This window comes from Cytobacillus sp. FSL R7-0680 (genome assembly GCF_038009245.1).
GTDB lineage: Bacteria > Bacillota > Bacilli > Bacillales > Cytobacillaceae > Cytobacillus > Cytobacillus kochii.
The window spans coordinates 3,416,263-3,434,051 of the sequence record NZ_JBBPAO010000001.1 but is presented as its reverse complement, the minus strand read 5'-3'; the positions used below and the strand labels follow the sequence as shown (position 1 = coordinate 3,434,051).

The 17,789-nt window shown below is 37.3% G+C and carries 17 protein-coding genes; 12 read left to right on the top strand and 5 right to left on the bottom strand.

Features of this window, described 5'->3' with window-relative positions:
- Window positions 1-245 precede the first annotated feature (245 nt).
- From MKY26_RS17090 to MKY26_RS17080, 3 genes are all read left to right on the top strand, one after another.
- Window positions 246-3,356, top strand: coding sequence for a DEAD/DEAH box helicase (locus MKY26_RS17090; RefSeq protein WP_341098222.1), 3,111 nt, complete (start codon window positions 246-248; stop codon window positions 3,354-3,356).
- A 425-nt stretch (window positions 3,357-3,781) separates the two neighbouring features.
- Complete coding sequence (locus MKY26_RS17085) at window positions 3,782-4,078, top strand: AbaSI family restriction endonuclease (RefSeq protein WP_341098221.1); 297 nt, start codon at window positions 3,782-3,784, stop codon at window positions 4,076-4,078.
- 9 nt (window positions 4,079-4,087) lie between these two features.
- Window positions 4,088-4,669 (top strand): hypothetical protein, encoded by a 582-nt coding sequence (locus MKY26_RS17080; RefSeq protein WP_341098700.1) that lies wholly within the window; start codon window positions 4,088-4,090, stop codon window positions 4,667-4,669.
- Between the two features lie 82 nt (window positions 4,670-4,751).
- Here the strand turns inward: MKY26_RS17080 and MKY26_RS17075 are convergent, their stop codons facing one another.
- Complete coding sequence (locus MKY26_RS17075) at window positions 4,752-5,570, bottom strand: alpha/beta hydrolase (protein ID WP_322909899.1); 819 nt, start codon at window positions 5,568-5,570, stop codon at window positions 4,752-4,754.
- Between the two features lie 15 nt (window positions 5,571-5,585).
- Window positions 5,586-6,446: a DUF1672 family protein gene (locus MKY26_RS17070; RefSeq protein WP_341098220.1), complete on the bottom strand. Its 861-nt coding sequence runs from the start codon at window positions 6,444-6,446 to the stop codon at window positions 5,586-5,588.
- A 184-nt stretch (window positions 6,447-6,630) separates the two neighbouring features.
- On the opposite strand from MKY26_RS17070, the gene MKY26_RS17065 reads away from it, so the two are divergent.
- Both MKY26_RS17065 and MKY26_RS17060 read left to right on the top strand, forming a co-directional pair.
- A complete protein-coding gene (locus tag MKY26_RS17065; protein WP_095371382.1) occupies window positions 6,631-7,152 on the top strand; it encodes a lysozyme inhibitor LprI family protein in 522 nt (173 codons plus the stop codon).
- A gap of 102 nt (window positions 7,153-7,254) precedes the next feature.
- Entirely contained in the window at window positions 7,255-8,133 is an 879-nt protein-coding gene (locus MKY26_RS17060) for a radical SAM/SPASM domain-containing protein (RefSeq protein ID WP_095371383.1), read from the top strand.
- Window positions 8,134-8,166: 33 nt separating this feature from the next.
- On the opposite strand, the gene rluF is transcribed toward MKY26_RS17060, so the two are convergent.
- A complete protein-coding gene (gene rluF / locus MKY26_RS17055) occupies window positions 8,167-8,874 on the bottom strand; it encodes a 23S rRNA pseudouridine(2604) synthase RluF (RefSeq protein ID WP_095371384.1) in 708 nt (235 codons plus the stop codon).
- Window positions 8,875-9,113: 239 nt separating this feature from the next.
- Between rluF and MKY26_RS17050 the strand changes: the two genes are divergently transcribed.
- The 6 genes from MKY26_RS17050 to MKY26_RS17025 all read left to right on the top strand — a co-directional run bounded on the left by MKY26_RS17050 (window position 9,114) and on the right by MKY26_RS17025 (window position 15,020).
- The gene (locus MKY26_RS17050) at window positions 9,114-9,341 is read left to right on the top strand and encodes a DUF3953 domain-containing protein (protein ID WP_281202980.1); all 228 of its coding nucleotides are present in this window, start codon (window positions 9,114-9,116) and stop codon (window positions 9,339-9,341) included.
- An 83-nt stretch (window positions 9,342-9,424) separates the two neighbouring features.
- Complete coding sequence (locus MKY26_RS17045) at window positions 9,425-10,675, top strand: vWA domain-containing protein (protein ID WP_307318932.1); 1,251 nt, start codon at window positions 9,425-9,427, stop codon at window positions 10,673-10,675.
- Window positions 10,676-10,797: 122 nt separating this feature from the next.
- Window positions 10,798-12,243 carry a DEAD/DEAH box helicase gene (locus MKY26_RS17040; protein WP_322909895.1) on the top strand — a complete coding sequence of 482 codons (1,446 nt, stop codon included), beginning with the start codon at window positions 10,798-10,800 and terminating at the stop codon, window positions 12,241-12,243.
- A gap of 183 nt (window positions 12,244-12,426) precedes the next feature.
- The gene (locus MKY26_RS17035) at window positions 12,427-13,026 is read left to right on the top strand and encodes a TetR/AcrR family transcriptional regulator (RefSeq protein WP_224936956.1); all 600 of its coding nucleotides are present in this window, start codon (window positions 12,427-12,429) and stop codon (window positions 13,024-13,026) included.
- Between the two features lie 286 nt (window positions 13,027-13,312).
- A complete protein-coding gene (locus MKY26_RS17030; RefSeq protein ID WP_341052625.1) occupies window positions 13,313-14,254 on the top strand; it encodes an ATP-binding cassette domain-containing protein in 942 nt (313 codons plus the stop codon).
- Window positions 14,247-15,020 (top strand): ABC transporter permease, encoded by a 774-nt coding sequence (locus MKY26_RS17025; RefSeq protein ID WP_251162435.1) that lies wholly within the window; start codon window positions 14,247-14,249, stop codon window positions 15,018-15,020. Before MKY26_RS17030 ends, MKY26_RS17025 begins: the two co-directional genes overlap by 8 nt.
- 115 nt (window positions 15,021-15,135) lie before the next feature.
- On the opposite strand, the gene MKY26_RS17020 is transcribed toward MKY26_RS17025, so the two are convergent.
- Window positions 15,136-15,672 (bottom strand): pyridoxamine 5'-phosphate oxidase family protein, encoded by a 537-nt coding sequence (locus MKY26_RS17020; RefSeq protein ID WP_307319531.1) that lies wholly within the window; start codon window positions 15,670-15,672, stop codon window positions 15,136-15,138.
- 110 nt (window positions 15,673-15,782) lie between these two features.
- On the opposite strand from MKY26_RS17020, the gene pdxR reads away from it, so the two are divergent.
- The gene (gene pdxR / locus MKY26_RS17015) at window positions 15,783-17,174 is read left to right on the top strand and encodes a MocR-like pyridoxine biosynthesis transcription factor PdxR (protein WP_307319533.1); all 1,392 of its coding nucleotides are present in this window, start codon (window positions 15,783-15,785) and stop codon (window positions 17,172-17,174) included.
- A 41-nt stretch (window positions 17,175-17,215) separates the two neighbouring features.
- On the opposite strand, the gene MKY26_RS17010 is transcribed toward pdxR, so the two are convergent.
- On the bottom strand, window positions 17,216-17,695 hold the full coding sequence (locus MKY26_RS17010; RefSeq protein WP_289435023.1) for a GyrI-like domain-containing protein: 480 nt from the start codon (window positions 17,693-17,695) through the stop codon (window positions 17,216-17,218).
- Between the last annotated feature and the right edge of the window lie 94 nt (window positions 17,696-17,789).

Below are 17,789 nucleotides of genomic sequence, written 5' to 3'. Positions count from 1 at the left end.
GTCTTTTTTTTATATAGTATCATATATTACAAATCAATTGTTATATATTGGGGGTACAGTATTTGTGAAGGTATGTTAGGTTAAATGATGATTAACTATATATACGACACATTAAAAAACCATGAAAATTATGGATGAAATGCCGATAATTTTGATAGATAGGTTATTCCAAATACTGGATCGTTATATCCTGCTAAAAGGGTTTAATAAGTTTTTAACAAATATTTGATAATGGGAGTGAGAAGTTGAATAAAAGGGAAGATATCATAAATGCCTGGATTACAATAGAGCAGCTTTCTGAAGGTGATATTAATAAAAAAGACAAATCGCTAAAGCTGTTACATAAAAAGGAAGATGACTGGCATTATTTTTTCTCAGCCTTTTTAATTAAACAAAAAGAACAGCAAAATGTCTCAGAAAAGCAATTTAAAAAGTCAGGATTAGTATTTTATTTTGATATTTTTAATTTTCAAGAAGTTGTTGATATTTTAAGGGAAAAATACAAGATTGCTAATACATATGAAGAGGTAAGTAACTCAGATAAATTTACTTTCTCATTATTTTTTGATAATCAATTAAATTTCATAGCAGACAAATTGTTTTTTACTATGAGTGGCTATATTCATCAGCATGGTGTTTTGCCTGAAGATATTTTAAAAGTTGAAACCTCATTTAGAGAAAACTTGGTTAGGAAATTTCACGAAGATTTTAATGTCGCGATTTCCGAACTTTTACAAAAGTATCATGTATCCGAAGAGAACTTCCGCTATGCATTTGTGAAAAACTTAGATAATGGAGATGTCAATTTACATTCATTCTTTATTGAAGATCTAACCAAAGCAAAGACAATAACTAATGAAAACTTGAATCGATTTTTTAATGGTTTTTCTGGATATAGGAAAAATTTAGACGGGAATAAAAAATCAATTCACTTTAACTCAAATATTTTTGAGACAATCTTACAACCTAAATTTTATCCATTAGGGCGTTTCCCCAGTAATCCTGATTTTTCGCTTTCATTTATGCAACAAGTTGCTGTAAACCTTGCTTTAAATGATAAAAATGATATTCGAAGTGTTAATGGGCCACCAGGGACAGGGAAAACTACGCTCTTAAAAGACATATTTGCTGATTTAGTAGTACAACAGGCAGCGGAAATTATCAAGTTTCCTGATAAAACTATTCAAGGAAATCTAGTTTATTGGAAAAATGCAAGACTTGGAACATTACCCCAATCGATTTCAGATAAAAACATGATTGTTGCAAGTTCAAACAATGGGGCAGTCCAAAATATTGTGATGGAGTTACCAAAGAAAGAGGAAATTGATATTGCATTTCAAAAACAACTAGAGGAAGCGAATTATTTCAAAGATGTCTCTAATTCTAAATTGGACGGTAAAGGTTTCGGGAAGAATCGCGAAATTGAAAGTGAACTTTTAAATGATGAAAATTGGGGTGCATTTTCATTAGAAGGTGGTACGTCAAAAAATATTAATAAGTTACTTTTAAATATTGAAGTAATTGAAAAAGATCTGGAAGAAAATTATCAAGCAAATACAAGTGTAAGTGTATATCAAGAGTTCTTACAAAAATATGAAAAGATAAAAATTGTAAGAGAGAAAATACAAGAGTATAGTGAGAAAATATATTCTCTCAAAAAATTAAAATATAAACATAAAGAGCAATCCATCGCTTTTGAACAGGAGAAACAAAAAAGAGAATCGATTTTGGAATCACAAGATAAAGAAGCTAGGCTTGAACTAGAAAGAAATAACCATGAAAGTGTAAATCTGCAAAAAGATTTATCGGATATTGTCATTGAACTTGATAACATTGCTAATATGTATACTCAAGCAGAACGGAATTATGATGTTGTTATTTCACAAAAGCCAAGTTTTTTATGGGTTCAAAAGATATTTAAAAAGTCAAAAGTTGAACAATATTCAAGAGAACTCAATAATGCGAATGATCTTTTAAATGATCTTTCTCAACAGAAAACAAAAATTTTGAACGATCGCAAACTACTAGAAAATAGGAAAAAGGATAATGAGATAAAAGCTGAGAAGATTGAAAGAAAAATTCGGATCATTCAAGATGACTTCAAAAAATGGATGACTACTCAACAAAATAATATTAAAAAAATCGAAAATGAAATTAAGCTATTGGAAGAACTTAAGTTTCAAAGTGGAATAAGTGAACTGGATTTTTCACTCCCGTATGATGAACTACAAAAGTCTAATCCGTGGTTTACAAGGCAATTTCGAGTTTTACAATCAGAATTATTTATTTCTGCCTTGAAAGTTAGAAAGCAATTCTTGTATGAAAACAGAAAAAACTTAAAAGCTGCTAGGATTATTTGGAATAAGCAGTCTGAATACATAGGGAAACAGAATGGGTATCAGTTAATTTCAGAATCATGGCAATGGTTGAATTTCGCTATCCCTGTTGTTAGTACTACATTTGCTAGTTTTGGAAGAATGTTTAAAAATATGAATGAAAACTCAATTGGTAATTTATTTATCGATGAAGCTGGTCAAGCTTTACCACAAGCGAGTGTTGGTGCAATATTAAGAAGTAAAAAAATTATGGTTGTTGGGGATCCGTCACAGATAAAACCAGTAGTGAGTTTAGATTCAAATGTATTGACCTTGATTGGAAGACATTACAAAGTTGACGAGAAATTTGTTGCTGCTGATGTTTCTACTCAAACTATTGTGGATGACACAAGTCAGTATGGATTCAAAAAAAATGATGATGAATGGATAGGCATACCACTTTGGGTACACAGGCGTTCAAACTATCCAATGTTTACGATTTCAAATGAAATATCTTATGATGGGTTAATGGTACAAGGGAAACCTGAAGAAAAGTCAAATGGTAAATCAAAGTGGTATCACTCAACTGGGAAAGCAAATGATAAATTTGTTAAAGAACAAGCTGATTTATTGAAAAATTTAATTATAGAAGGTTTGCAAGAAAGTCCAGCATTAGCAGACGATATCTATGTTATAACTCCTTTTAGAAATGTGGCATATAAACTTGCACGTGTATTAGATGAGATTAACTTCACGAAACGGGAAAATGGAAAAATAGCCAATATCGGGACTGTTCATACTTTTCAAGGTAAAGAAGCAAAAATTGTCTATTTTGTTCTTGGAGCTGACTCAAATAGCAGTGGGGCAGCAAGGTGGGCTGTTTCTGATCCAAATATGATGAATGTTGCAGCTACACGAGCAAAAGAGGAATTTTATATTATTGGAGATAAAAAATTATATGCATCCCTTGGTAGTGAAGTGGCAAATAAAACAATTTCTATTATTGATGATTATAATGAAACTAGAACAAAAGTTTTTTGACCAGAGAAAAAACCGAATTCTTAATCGAGAATCTTCATTCGGATTTCGAGTTAGCTCTGATTTTCTTTGTTTTAATTGTTTATCAAATCACCTTTCGGTTTTATAGTTGTGTCATGTAGTTATGTCCCACCTCTTTGGAATAATCATATTATGATTCAATCTTTCCCCCTAAAACAGAAGTGTGGATGTTTGGTTATTGATATATGGAAAATGAATAGCCCTTTTGTTATAAAACTACGCATTCTACTTAGGGGTGAAAGTGCAGGGTATTAAAGTTTTAAATTCAATGAAATAGATGGATAGAATTAGTATCATTTTTTGAGGAACACCTATAACTAACAATTTCTATACTCAGGATTAGTTGATGATGTTCTTAAAAGATATTTTTGGAATAGTAGTTAAAGACAGAAAAGAGGGGTACCGACATGAACAAACGCGACTACCTAATAAAGACTTTCTCAAGAACAAAAAGAAAAGACTATGAAAACTATATTTTAACGGCGATTTGGCATAAGTTAGACAATATGAATATTAAGCCGGTAAGCCAACAGTATGTGAAGCGGCAAAATGGCCGATATGCTTTGATGGACCTTTATTTTCCCCAATTAAAGATAGGGATAGAAGTAGACGAAGCCTATCATCTAAATCATCATACAGAAGACAATTTACGTATGGATGATATTATTTCGGCGGTTTATGAGGAATCCATTGAGGATTTTTAAGTGTATAGAATGGATGCGACGAAATCTATAGATGAGATAAATGCTAGAATCCACGAGGTCGTATCTATTATTAAAAATAAAGCGGCGGTAGTGAAAACAACATTGAATTGGATGACATATGAAGAAGAATTAAGCGAATTAAAACAAAAAGAATATCTCTCTATTCACGATAATGTGCAATTCAAGGACATAAAAGATATCGCCAATACTGTATTCGGTAAGAATGCTAAGAGGTATCAATTGAGCTATTTTCGAGTGATAGATAAAACCTGGTTATGGTGTCCGAAACTCTCCATCGTAGAAAACGGGGATACAAAATCAGTTGCCAGCGGTTGGTTAAATCTATTGGCAGAAGATTGGACTTACATAGATGAATCTCACCAGGACGTTGCCATCGCCAAAGAAAGAACAAAAAATTATATGGAAGAAATGAATGTTGGCCGAGAAAGAGCAGTATTTGCAAAATACAAAAATAATCTCGGCTTTAATAGTTATCGATTTGTAGGTGTCTTCAAAATTTCAGGGGTTTCACCTGATAATGACGAGTTTCTTAGGTATGATCGTATAAGTGAACGGGTTAGAATTGTTTAATTGTATTTATAGAAGTGGTCAGGTGGGGGAAGGAGTATAATTGTATATTCCCCCATTTAATCCCAATCCTTATAATCGTTTATTATAGTTTTCTATTCACCAACGACTGATCAAAAAAAGCCAAAATCATCTCTAATAACGTTGTGATTGTTATATTTCCACCCTCCATCCCATGGTCAGCGCCTTTAACAGTTAGAAGCGCAGCATTAGGGAGGTTTTCATATATTAATCGGGCTTGAGAGACCGGAACGATTTTATCGTCTTCACCATGTATGATTAAAAAAGGTATGTTCTTGCTTTTGTCGTTGATGTATGGGATAGGGTTTGTTTTTTTGGCAAGTTCCGCATTTTTTTGAACGGTTATTTCTCCAATAAGTTTGGCTTCATGAGAATTTTCTAGATCATGCCATCCGCCCATTTTGAGTATATCAATAGGGGCTGAAACTGTAACTACACAATTTATATGAGTCGGGTAATGAGGATGCCCTGATCCTCCTTCTAATTCATCATTTCCAATAGATGTCGCTAAAAGAGCTGAGAGGTGTCCGCCTGCGGAGTGTCCCCAAACCCCTATTTTTTCAGGATGAATATGGTAGTTTACATGATTAGCTCTTAACCAGCGGACGGCTGCTTTACAGTCATGAATTTGCGCGGGGAAAATTGCTTCACCACTCAATCTATAATTGATGTTGATGACAAAATAACCATTCTTAGCAAAATATGAATTCCATTCTCGACCACCTACTCCAGCTTTATCTCCACTGGACCAACCTCCACCATGAATATAAATGATTACCGGCATTGGTTCATCTGGAAGTTTGGTAGGGCGAATAATATCTAACATCAACGGTACCCCATTTACTTTACCGTATTCAATATCTTCAATAAGTACAGTAGTCATGAAAGCTCGCACTCCTCACTCTTTAACAATATAATCCGGAAACGCCCGCTTCAAAGAATTCTCCTTCGCACCTTCATTAGATTCCACATGTATGAAATGATCATTTAAATAAAGGCTGTAAGTTCCTTTAGGAATATTGTTCATTTCCTCGAGGTCACTTATCACTTGTGTAAAAATCTCTTCACTAGGTTCTGCTTGTTGCTCTTTCATAAACAATTGGATATTAATTTGGAAGTTTTCTTTATCAAATAAGCTTTCCTCATACGCATCTCTTAGCGTTTCAATATTCGAATCAGGGTTTTGTAAATAAAGGTCATACACGGGTTTGATGGCGGCATCATCAGGGTCAGTAGAAATAAAATAATAAGGCGTCATAAAGCCATGTCCACCAACATTTTCAAGCGCTGCTTCTGTTTTACCAACCACTTCTCCTTCTGCAACCAATGACTCAAAGTAATCATCAAGCTTCTTGAACTCATTGCTAAAAATCATATGATATAACCCGCCCTTCATAGCGTTTTCTACTTGAAAGGCTTCGGCTGAAATATGCTCGGTCATTACTTTCTTTTCTTTTTCATCAATTGGTACAACAGCGTATGTATAAAAATGAGGTTCACCCACCGATTCCACAAAGACCGTGGCGGCATCTAATGCTCCGACTACATTGTGCACTACGACTTCGGTTTGGTAGTTTTCTTGAAAAAGTGCGACTGCGGCCTTTTCAATTTGTTCTCGATGATCTTCGGCAATCTGATCGGTTTCTTTTCCGTATGGTAAGGCATAGCCTTCACCGTTGTATTCCGCCACACTTACTAAGGCGTCATCAGAAGCATTTGTCTCACTCGTGTCAGTTGGATTAGAACATCCACCCAACATGATGATTATTCCCAGACAAAAAAGAGAAATCTTAAAGATAGGAACCATTTTTGTTTACTCCCTCCAAAAAGATCTTCCTTTTATTGTAGCGAAGAAAGTTAGATATTTACAGATTCGTAGGTGGAAAATTACCCTTTTTATGCAAAAATAGGAGATATGGAATAGGGGAACGAGGGGAGATTGTATGAAGAATAAGGGGATTTTTATTACCACTGTATGGCTTTTATTAGTGCTTATGATTTCGGCTTGTGGAACTACTGGTAATGAGACACATAAACAGTTGGATACGGAACAAACAAAACAAGTCCCTACCCAAAGCGAAAAAGAACAGCCTCCAATCACTCATAATGAGAATTCTTTAAAAGAGACGTATATAAAAGAATTCAATCGTACGCAAAAAGAGTTGGAAGAAGTAAAACCAGCGGATGCATCCACTTATGCAATGAAAAAAGTAGAGGGTGATCGATATGATGCTTGGGATGCGTTGTTGAATGAAGTTTATCAAGTGTTAGAGGAGGAACTTTCAACAGAAAAGATGGCTCATTTAAGAGAAGAACAACGAAATTGGCTCAATGAAAGAGATGATACGGCAAAAAATGCGTCATTAAAATTTGAAGGTGGAACACAGGAACAGCTAGAATATGTATCCGTCCTCGCCAATCTTACTAAAGAAAGGTGTTACGAGCTAATCAATACCTATTTGTAGTAGTAGGCCAAAAACTCCCTATACCCATCCCACGATATATCTGCTTTAATTAGTATAGTAGTGCAAATTGTTTGAAGTAGGTAAAGAATCGAGGAAGAGAAGTTGAAAAAGTTCAAGAAGTTTTATTTGGAGATTACGAGTGTTTGTAATTTGGCTTGTAGTTTTTGTCCGCCGACAGAACGGGCGAAGCAGTTTATTTCTTTGGAAGATTTTGCGAAGCGGTTGGATCAGATTAAGCCGCATACGGATTATATTTATTTGCATGTGAAGGGTGAGCCGCTGCTTCATCCGAAAATTGGGCAGTTGCTTGATATCAGTCACGAAAAAGGCTTTAAGGTCAATATTACAACCAATGGGACGCTCATTAATAAGAAGAGGGAGAAGTTATTGAACAAGCCGGCTCTAAGGCAGATGAATTTCTCACTTCACAGTTTTGATGGCCATATAGGTTCGGAGGATAAAGAAGGATATGTAAAGAGTATTCTTTCGTTTATTAAGGAAGCGACGAGTCAATCGGAGCTGATTGTGTCACTAAGGCTATGGAACTTGACGCAGGATAATGCGACGAATTTGGAGAAAAAGCGAAATAGAGAAGTGCTGGAAATCATTGAAAAAGAATTTAACTTGGATTATCGCATTGAAGAAAAGGTCGTACCTGGTAGCGGTGTGAAAATTGCTGATCGTATTTATATTAATCAAGATTATGAATTTCAGTGGCCCGCTCTTCATGAAGAAGAGGATGATGGCAAAGGCTTCTGTTACGGCATGCGTAATCAAGCGGGCATCTTAGCCAATGGTACCGTAATTCCATGCTGTTTAGATGGGGAGGGTATCATCAATCTCGGCAATATTAATGAAAATTCTTTTTCGGAGATTATTGAAATGGATCGAGCAAAGAATCTCGTTGATGGCTTTTCGCGAAGAGAGGCTGTCGAGGAATTATGTAGGAAATGTGGGTATCGTAAACGGTTTGGGAAATAAAAAGGGAATCTAGGTTAGCCTAGATTCCCTTTTTTACCATTCCTTAGGCTCATAATTCAACTCTCTAAACAATTGATTCTTCTCCTTCTTAGACAAATCGCGCCATTGTCCAGGCGGGAGGGAACCTAAGTTGATATTCATGATGCGAATCCTTTGTAAACGTAATACGTCGTAGCCGAATTCAGCACACATGCGGCGAATTTGGCGGTTGAGACCTTGTGTTAAAGTGATTTGAAAATCAAATTTGGATAAGGGGACGATTTTACAAGGTAGGGTAGTGGTCCCTAAGATTTTCACACCTTCTGACATCTGCTTCACGAATTCAGGCGTGATCGGTTTGTCGACAGAAACGATATATTCTTTTTCATGCTGGTTTTCCGCACGTAAGATCTCATTCACGATATCACCGTCATTGGTCATTAAGATTAAGCCCTCTGAGTCTTTATCTAAACGGCCGATATTAAATATGCGTAATGGGTGATTCACGAGGTCGACGATATTCCCTTTGACACCCTTTTCGGTTGTGCTCGTAATCCCTACAGGTTTATTGAGCGCAATATAAACATTATTTCTGGCTACACGGATTTGATTACCGTCTACACGAACGTCATCGCCGGGTTCGACTTGAGTACCAATCGCAGCACGTTTCCCATTAATGGTGACTCTCCCGTCAGCAATTAATTTATCCGCTCCTCTTCTAGAAGCCTTTCCTGATTCACTAATATATTTATTAAGGCGCATATTGCCACATCCTTTTTAAATGATTCGTTAAGTACTAACTATACTTATTTTAAGGAATAATCACAAACGTTTCTGCTATTTTTTTTATTAAATGCTTCGTTTTTCTTATCGTTCTACATAAGGTGTTTACTGAATTTGATACTAACATAAACGCAAAAGAGAAGTATGATAGATTAAGAGTGTCACAAAACAAGGAAACTAAAGGACCCAATTTGTTTATGTAAGAAAGGTGGGTTGTTTTGCTAAAAATACTACGTTATGTCTTATCTGTAGTTACTCTCTTATTTGCTACATATGGAGTAGTGACCGAAGATTTTACGTTTGTGGGTATCATGATTTTATTCTTAAGTCTTACTATGTTGGCTTTGGGTATCGAAGCATTTAAGAAAGAAGAGAAGGGAATGGGCGTATTTCTCATTGTTGTATTTTTATTTTCCTTTTATGTATCCATTGAAAGACTCTTATGAAGTTAGAGCCTATAAAATATTTTTTTCCATTTCCCAACCATTTTAAGATTATAATGGAAAGAAAAAGGTTGGAGATGATGGTTATGTCGAACACGGTTTCCCTTAGAAAAGGAGCAAATATCCAACTTCCAAAAGAGGGATTAGTTACAATCGAGGTTAAATGGCAAGGAGAGGTTGAATTAGACATTAGCGCTTTCCTAGTTACAGGGGACGGTCATGTACCTTCGGATGATTACATGGTTTTTTATAACCAAAAGAAAGATCCGGAAGAGAGTGTCTTTCTGCAACAAAATAAAGAGAAGCTAGTTGTGTTTACCATAAATTTAGACAAACTATCTTCAGTAATTCAAAGCTGTTCGTTTACCGCTACGCTTGATGGGCAGGAATCATTTCGTACGGTTCAAGGACTAGCCATTACTGTTAATAGTCCTCAAGGAATGGTTCATTATGAGGTAGATGATGCGACAGAAGAGCGGGCGCTAGTACTTGTGGAGGTCTATCGCTATCAGTCTTACTTTAAATTCCGCGCAATAGGAAGAGGGTTTAATGGTGGGTTAAAGCCTTTAGCTGAATCGTTTGGTGTAAAGGTAGCGGAAGAAGAGGCGCCTTCTGTTCCGGAACAAAAGCCCACACCATCAAATGCACCCATTCATCTATCCAAAATTGATTTGTTAAAGAAGAAAGTAACCATTTCTTTAGAAAAGAAGAAAATACAGCAAGTGAGAGCACGGGTAGCGGTTGTATTTGATGCTTCTGGGTCGATGTCACTTTTATATGAAAAAGGCGTGGTACAGCGCGCATTCGAACGTGTTCTAGCAGTTGCTGCATGTATGGACGATGATGGTGAATTAGATGTGTGGTTTTTCGGTTCTAAGTCTATGCGGGCAAATAGCGTAACAGAAAAGGATTATGAGGGTTATATTGAGAGAACTTATCCTCGTCCCAAAATATTTAGTGGGCTAGGAGTAGGAAATAACGAGCCTGTGGTGATGAAAGATGTCATTAAGAAATATGTAAAGGAAGACCCTCGCAGTGATTTACCTACATACATTATCTTTTTTAGTGATGGCGGCATTTATTTGGATCATAAGATATCAAAAATCCTTATTGATTGTTCCAAGGAAAACTTATTTTGGCAATTCGTCGGCATTGGCAATGCCAATTATGGTGTACTACAAAAACTGGATCAATTACCTGGAAGAGTCATTGATAATGCCGGTTTCTTCGCATTGGATGATTTAGATAAAATTACAGATGATGAATTATATAATCGGTTATTAGATGAGTTCCCATCATGGCTGACATCAGCTAAACAACATGGCATGATTCAATAAAGTGATCGCGTTTTGAGGGTTGGATTATGTGTATGAACAGACCGTTTTTCTTTTTCGTATTTGGATACTGTATAATAGAAGTTTATGAACGAGAATAATAAGAAAAAAATGAGGTTTTTCACATGACCAAAAAGAGTTTTTCAGATTATCCATTAAGCAATGAGATGATAAAAGCGTTGGATAGTTTAGATTATCATACACCAACAGAAGTACAAGCAAAGGTGATACCGTTAATACTTGAGAAGATTGACCTTGTGGTGAAATCACAAACAGGGAGCGGGAAAACGGCTTCTTACGCTATTCCGATTTGTGAGTTAGTCGATTGGCAGGAAAATAAGCCGCAGGCGATTGTCTTGACACCAACAAGGGAACTGGCGGTACAGGTGAAAGAAGATATCATCAATGTTGGCCGTTTTAAACGGATTAAGGCAGCAGCAGTCGTTGGTAAACAACCGTTTCATATCCAAAAGAATGAGTTAAAGCAGAAAGTGCATGTTGTCGTTGGTACGCCTGGGCGTGTGCTTGATCATATTGAAAAGGGTACGCTCGCGCTCGATGAAGTGAAATATTTAGTCATTGATGAAGCCGACGAAATGCTTAATATGGGCTTTATCGAACAAGTTGAAGCGATTATTGACGAGATGCCGAAACAGCGGAATACGTATCTTTTCTCAGCTACGCTACCTGACCGCGTAAGAACGTTATCACTTGATTATATGAAAACTCCTATAGATATTGAGGTCAAAGCTAGCGGGCTGACCACAAAGCAAATAGAACATAGTCTTTATACGGTATCAGAAAACGAGAAGTTGTCATTGTTAACGGATGTGACAACTATTGAAAATCCAGATAGTGCGATTATTTTCTGTCGAACGAAGGAGCGCGTTGATACACTTTGTGACGAGTTAACCGATAAAGGGTACGATTGTGATATGATTCATGGAGGTATGGAACAATACGATCGTTTAGAAGTAATGGAAGACTTCCGCAGAGGCGAATTTCGTTACTTAGTTGCAACGGATGTCGCGGCAAGAGGAATTGATATTGATCAAATCACGCACGTTTTTAATTATGATATTCCGTTAGAGAAGGAAAGCTATGTGCACAGGACAGGAAGAACAGGGCGAGCAGGACATCACGGTAAGGCGATTACCTTTGTGACACCGCGTGAAGATAAATTTCTTAAAGAAATAGAAGCATATATTGGCTTCCAAATCCCAGCATCTGAAGCGCCTTCGAAAGCGGCAGTGTCAGCGGCGAGGCCGGCATTTTTAGAAAAGCTGAACAGCGAACCACCATTAAAAGAGGCGAAAAGCGAAAAGTTAAATAAACAGATCATGAAACTCTATTTCAATGGCGGTAAGAAAAAGAAACTTAGAGCAGTCGACTTCGTTGGAACCATCGCTAAAATAGACGGTGTCACCGCCGATGACATAGGGATTATTACTATCCAAGATACGGCATCCTATGTAGAAATTCTAAATGATAAAGGTCCGCTTGTGTTGGAAACAATGAAGCATACAACTGTCAAAGGAAAGCAATTGAAAGTCCATGTGGCGAGGAAATGAAGATAGAGAGGGGAAGAATCAGTCGGATTCTTCCCCTCTCTTTAGAATACACCCCATATGTATATAATTAAGTGATTTATTTCTGAAACAGTATTAGGGTGGGGTCTTTATTATCCATTTCTTCTCTCTCACACAATCTGTTATGATAGAGGTAAGAAGGTTTACGATGGAGGAGTTTGGATCATGCCTCGTTTTAATGATGCGCAGTTAGAGTCGATACGGGAAGAACGTAAAGAGCAAATTATGAAAGCCGCTATGAAGGTATTTGCGGAGAATGGAATTAAGTTGACGAAAATTAGCATGATTGCCAAAGAGGCAGGAATTAGCCATGGTCTTGTTTATCATTATTTCCAATCAAAAGAAGAGGTACTATTTGAGAGTTTAGAATGGTCAGTTGCATTAGGAGAGTCTCAAGCATTCTTAGAAAAACTGAAACAAGAAGAACGAACGCCCGTTCAAAAGATACATAAATTTACTACCTTTGCACTGACTTCAGGATCAAATCATGTTTTTCGTGTGATTCAACATTTAGAACATAGTGAAAATGTACCTCAGCATATCCTTGCTGTATATAAAAATATTGGGCAAATGTATATTGAATTCTTTCTCCCTATCTTTATCGAGGGACAGCAATTAGGAGAAATCATGGCAGGGGACCCTGAAGAATTAGTTGGATTATTCTTAACGGTCATCTCAGGTATTATGGCAGACGACCCTGATTGGTGGAAGGATAACATTGATGAGAAAGTATCTATTCTATTGCGTATGATTACCTCAAGATAAGCAAATAAAAAAGCGTAAGGCATTACAGAGAGAAAAAATCCTGAAATTCAGGATTTTTATTTTTTTTGACATGTATTTTGAGAAATGGTTATAAAAATAAAAGGGGGAATGAATTTATCAAAGGAATAGGGAATAAATTGACAAAATGATTAGGCATCTAGTATTATTGACTGAATGAATCAATCAATAATTAAATTTAACATATAAACTATTCCTTGAATAAATTGCCCAAATTATTTTTTTAATTAAATATTGACTGATTAAGTCAATCATTAGGAGGTATTGTATGAACGAGACAGTTATTTATGTTCGAAATCTAAAAAAAGCCTATCGTAATCAGCAAGTACTAGATGGTTTGAGTTTTGATGTAAGGCGTGGTTCTATTTTTGCGTTATTAGGTGAAAATGGGGCTGGTAAAACAACGACGGTTCGCATTTTATCAACATTAATTCAAGCAGATGACGGGGTAGCAATGATTGCTGGTTATGATACGAAAACCGAAGCTAATCATGTGAGACGGAAGATAAGTTTAACTGGACAGTATGCAGCGGTAGACGAGTTATTAACAGGTGAAGAGAACTTAGCGATGATGGGCAGGCTCAATCACCTAGATAAAGAACTTATAGCGAAAAGGACAGAAGAACTGCTGGAGACCTTTGAGCTCACGAAAGCAGCTCGTAAGAAAGTAAAAACTTACTCTGGAGGGATGCGGCGTAGACTTGATATTGCTATCAGTCTGCTTGCTGCACCAGAAGTGATATTTTTGGATGAACCGACAACTGGTTTGGACCCACGTAGCCGACGAAAGATGTGGGATATGATTAAATTACTTGCCAATCAAGGCGTGACAATTTTTCTAACGACACAATATTTAGAAGAGGCTGATCAGCTGGCAGATAAGATTGCTATTATTGCTGAAGGGAAAATCATCAAAGAAGGAACGGCCGAAGAACTAAAGGAAGTCATTGGAGAGGAGACATTAGAGTTAACCTTTGCCGATACAAGTGGGTACCATGAAGCACAGAATTATATGTCAGGTGAAGTAGATGAGGAAGCGAGAAAGATTTCGATACCTATACGCTCAGTGAGACAACTAAGAGAGTTGCTGAATGATCTATATGTAAAAGGAATTGAACCAGACGCGATTGTTATACGACAGCCTACACTGGATGATGTTTTTATTAAAATGACGGAGCATAATAAAGTGGAGGTGTTAGTAAATGGGTGATGCAAAGTGGATATGGGCATTAAGAGACGGTTTAACGATGTCAAAGCGAAGTCTTATGCATATTTTTCGTGACGTGGAATCATTATTAATGGCAATTGCCTTACCGGTTTCCATCATGTTGCTATTTGTCTATGTCTTTGGTGGGGCAATCCAAACAGGGACTGATTATGTAAATTACGTTGTTCCAGGGGTTATAATTACTTGTGCAGGGTTTGGCAGTTCTTTAATATCCGTTAGCGTGACAAAGGATATGAGTGGAGGCTTATTCGAGCGATTTCGCAGTATGCCCCTTCAACCTTCTTCTTTATTAGTAGGCCATGTTGTTGGAGGATATCTTCGTAATATGATTGCTACATTAGCAGTTTTTATCGTAGCTCTTCTGATTGGTTTTCGTCCAGAGGCTGGGTTGTTAGAGTGGCTTGGCGTTTTAGGGATATTAACGCTCTACATGATTTCGATTAACTGGTTATTTGTCGTCTTAGGTTTACTAACGAAAAATGTTGAAACAGCTGGTGCATTCACTTTCCCAATGTTATTCCTACCCTATTTAAGTAGTGCCTTTGTCCCGACAAATACAATGCCTGCATGGCTAGATGCCTTTTCCAAACATCAACCAATGACTCCATTAATTGAGGCACTAAGAGGGCTGTTAATTGGTACACCAATTGATTATAATCTTTGGTTAACGATTCTTTGGTTTAGTGGATTGTTAGTGCTCTCCTATATAGCAGCAACTCTTTTATTTCGGAGACGGAAAAATGAGTAGAGTAAGTCTCGGTGGTTTGACGAAGCGCCTTCTTAACAATGCCTATGATATTGATGATGTAAATCTACAAGTTCAATTTTAATAGATTAGGAGGGGGGAAAGCCCTCTCCTCTTTTCATACCCTTCTCCCAGGATAAAACCGAGCCTCCTCCACCATTTTATTCTCCTTCGCCGTCACCTCAGCTGGTGTCAATTTAAAAACCATCGTATAACTCCCTAAAGAAGATTGGTATTTTTCCACATGAGTTTGAGCCAGTTTTTTATCGTAGTATCCGGGGACGTATTTATCGAGCATGCCTTGCATAGCGGCGGTGGCTTCTGTTATGTCGGTTACGGCTTGGAGTTGCCCGAAAAGCATAACGCTCATATAGGCAGTGTCCGTTTTCGCCGGAATCGGGCTAACCATTGTACCGTAATCTTCTGCGATGGTGAAACAGCAATGAGGGTTCTCGCGGATTATTTCAATTTTTCTGCCGGCAGCAGCACCGTGAAAATAGAGCGATCCGTTCATCCAGGTATAGTTTAACGGAACGACGTAAGGATGATCACCATCAGTTAATCCCAGATAGCCTGTACGTGTATTACTTATTAGTTGTTCAATTAGGGCCTGATCTGTGCACGCTAATTTTTGATTGCGAATTTCATATAACATTTCCATCCCATCCTTCTTTGTAAATGTTAAAATAATCGTAAGAAAAATCTGTATTTAAGAAAAGTGCCAGAAAGGGAAAGTTTCTTGGGGACAGTTGGGGGTTATGTGGGATGGAAATCACACCATTTATTCACAGGGGAAAAACGATACCACTTTATAGTCAGCTTTATCATTGGATGAAGACAGAAATTGAAGAGGGACGGCTATTGCCGGGAACAAAGGTGCCATCGATTAGGCAACTGACCCATCACTTGCAGATTAGTAGAAATACTGTGGACGCAGCGTATCAGCAGTTACAAGCAGAAGGATATCTTGAGAGTATACCTCGCAGTGGGATTTGGGTGGCAGAAATAGAGGAACGACTCTCGCAATCTTCAGAAGAGGTATCACCAGCAATAATTGAAAGGAAGTCATCATCTAAGACGATGATTGACTTTGAATATGGAAACATCGATGTAGAAAAATTCCCTTTTAAAAGTTGGAAAAAATCTCTCTCTCATGCCATCGAAGAGGAAGGACAGACGTTATCTCAGTATAGCGATAAGCAAGGAGAATGGTTATTACGGCAAGAGATTGCCACCTATTTATTGCAATCAAGAGGAGTTCATACGAGACCAGAGCAGATTTTGATTACGAGTGGCACACAATCAGCAGTAGAGATTATTTGCCGACTTTTGAAACTGCAGGGAAAAGAGGTGGCGATAGAAGAGCCGGGCTATAGTGGGGTGCGTACCGTCTTTGTTGATCAAGGCTGTGAGATGGTCCCTGTGCCGCTCGAGAAAGATGGTTTATCTATCTATCATCTACAGAAAAGTAAGGCAAAAGCCGTTTATGTGACCCCTTCTCACCAATTTCCGTTTGGGATGATTCTTCCAGTCGGTAAAAGAACGCAAATGCTTAACTGGGCTTATCAATCAGCTGGTTATATTATCGAGGATGATTATGACGGGGAGTTTCGTTATCAAGGTCAGCCTATCCCCTCGCTCAAATCGCTAGATGAAGAAGAAAAAGTCATCTACTTAGGAACTTTTTCAAAATCATTTCTCCCTTCCATGCGCATGAGCTTTATCGTTTTTCCACCTTCATTAATGAAGCAGTACGGACAGATGTTTCCTGATTATAATCAGCCAGTTTCACCAATGATACAAGTAGCTATGGCTAAGTTTATGCATGCAGGTGATTTTGAACGGCATATTCGGAGAATGAGAAAAACATATCAGAGAAAACATCAAACACTATTAAATAGTATTGAGCAACATTTAGGCAATAAAGTAAAAATTATTGGGGAAAAATCGGGCTTACATATCCTCCTAGAATTACAAGGGCATGCAGCACCACAAGTGATTGAAAAAGGGTTAAAAAAAGGTGTAAAAGTTTACACCCCTTCACGTTTTTGGCTATATCCAATTAGCGACAGCCAAAGGTATATCATGCTTGGGTTTGGTGGACTATCCATTGAGGAAATTGAAGAGGGAATTGCGCTTTTAGCTAGTTGCATATAAACGAAAGTGATCCCACTTTAAAAGTGGGATCACCATTCCTATTATTTTTTAACAACAGGAATCCACATTTCACCGTATACTGTACCGTTGTCCTCACTCATTTCCACTGTTGTGTTTGGTCCGCCAACATAGGCATAGTCAGTCATTTCTACTAATGCTTGACCAAAGGCCACAGCTGTTAGTTGATTACTTAATTCTTGAGCGGAGTCAGCTTTCCCTTCGACAACGAGGTAGGGTCCTTTAGGAAATTGGATAATTCTCGTTGCATCAGGTAATGTCTTTTCAGTCATCACGCCTGCATAATGCATCATTTTGTTATTGACCGCTTCGTTGACTGCGAAAATATAATTATTGTCTGCCACGGATTGAAGCTGCTCAAGTGTGCCATCCTTTTTCACAGTTTCCCAGAAATCGCTTTTCTGTTGATTGATGCTTTCTTGGTCTCTATAGTCCGCTACAATTTCAATTCCAAAGCCTAATACGACGAAACCTTCTTTTTCTTGTAATGAATAATTAGCCATTTTTATCGTCCTTCTTTCTTGAAATTTGACCAAATGATTGGTGTTTTCATTTGATGAGTTTATAATAACTTTAAATCATGTCAAAAAATGATAC

What these genes read in the sequence shown, in the direction of transcription:
- rluF (WP_095371384.1), bottom strand. Translation starts at nt 8,874, where the DNA reads ATGCGCCTTAATAAATATATTAGTGAATCAGGAAAGGCTTCTAGAAGA.
- MKY26_RS17025 (WP_251162435.1), top strand. Translation starts at nt 14,247, where the DNA reads ATGGGTGATGCAAAGTGGATATGGGCATTAAGAGACGGTTTAACGATG.
- MKY26_RS17035 (WP_224936956.1), top strand. Translation starts at nt 12,427, where the DNA reads ATGCCTCGTTTTAATGATGCGCAGTTAGAGTCGATACGGGAAGAACGT.
- MKY26_RS17010 (WP_289435023.1), bottom strand. Translation starts at nt 17,695, where the DNA reads ATGGCTAATTATTCATTACAAGAAAAAGAAGGTTTCGTCGTATTAGGC.
- MKY26_RS17085 (WP_341098221.1), top strand. Translation starts at nt 3,782, where the DNA reads ATGAACAAACGCGACTACCTAATAAAGACTTTCTCAAGAACAAAAAGA.
- MKY26_RS17065 (WP_095371382.1), top strand. Translation starts at nt 6,631, where the DNA reads ATGAAGAATAAGGGGATTTTTATTACCACTGTATGGCTTTTATTAGTG.
- MKY26_RS17075 (WP_322909899.1), bottom strand. Translation starts at nt 5,570, where the DNA reads ATGACTACTGTACTTATTGAAGATATTGAATACGGTAAAGTAAATGGG.
- MKY26_RS17070 (WP_341098220.1), bottom strand. Translation starts at nt 6,446, where the DNA reads ATGTTGGGTGGATGTTCTAATCCAACTGACACGAGTGAGACAAATGCT.
- MKY26_RS17040 (WP_322909895.1), top strand. Translation starts at nt 10,798, where the DNA reads ATGACCAAAAAGAGTTTTTCAGATTATCCATTAAGCAATGAGATGATA.
- MKY26_RS17080 (WP_341098700.1), top strand. Translation starts at nt 4,088, where the DNA reads ATGGATGCGACGAAATCTATAGATGAGATAAATGCTAGAATCCACGAG.
- MKY26_RS17030 (WP_341052625.1), top strand. Translation starts at nt 13,313, where the DNA reads ATGAACGAGACAGTTATTTATGTTCGAAATCTAAAAAAAGCCTATCGT.
- MKY26_RS17020 (WP_307319531.1), bottom strand. Translation starts at nt 15,672, where the DNA reads ATGTTATATGAAATTCGCAATCAAAAATTAGCGTGCACAGATCAGGCC.
- MKY26_RS17045 (WP_307318932.1), top strand. Translation starts at nt 9,425, where the DNA reads ATGTCGAACACGGTTTCCCTTAGAAAAGGAGCAAATATCCAACTTCCA.
- pdxR (WP_307319533.1), top strand. Translation starts at nt 15,783, where the DNA reads ATGGAAATCACACCATTTATTCACAGGGGAAAAACGATACCACTTTAT.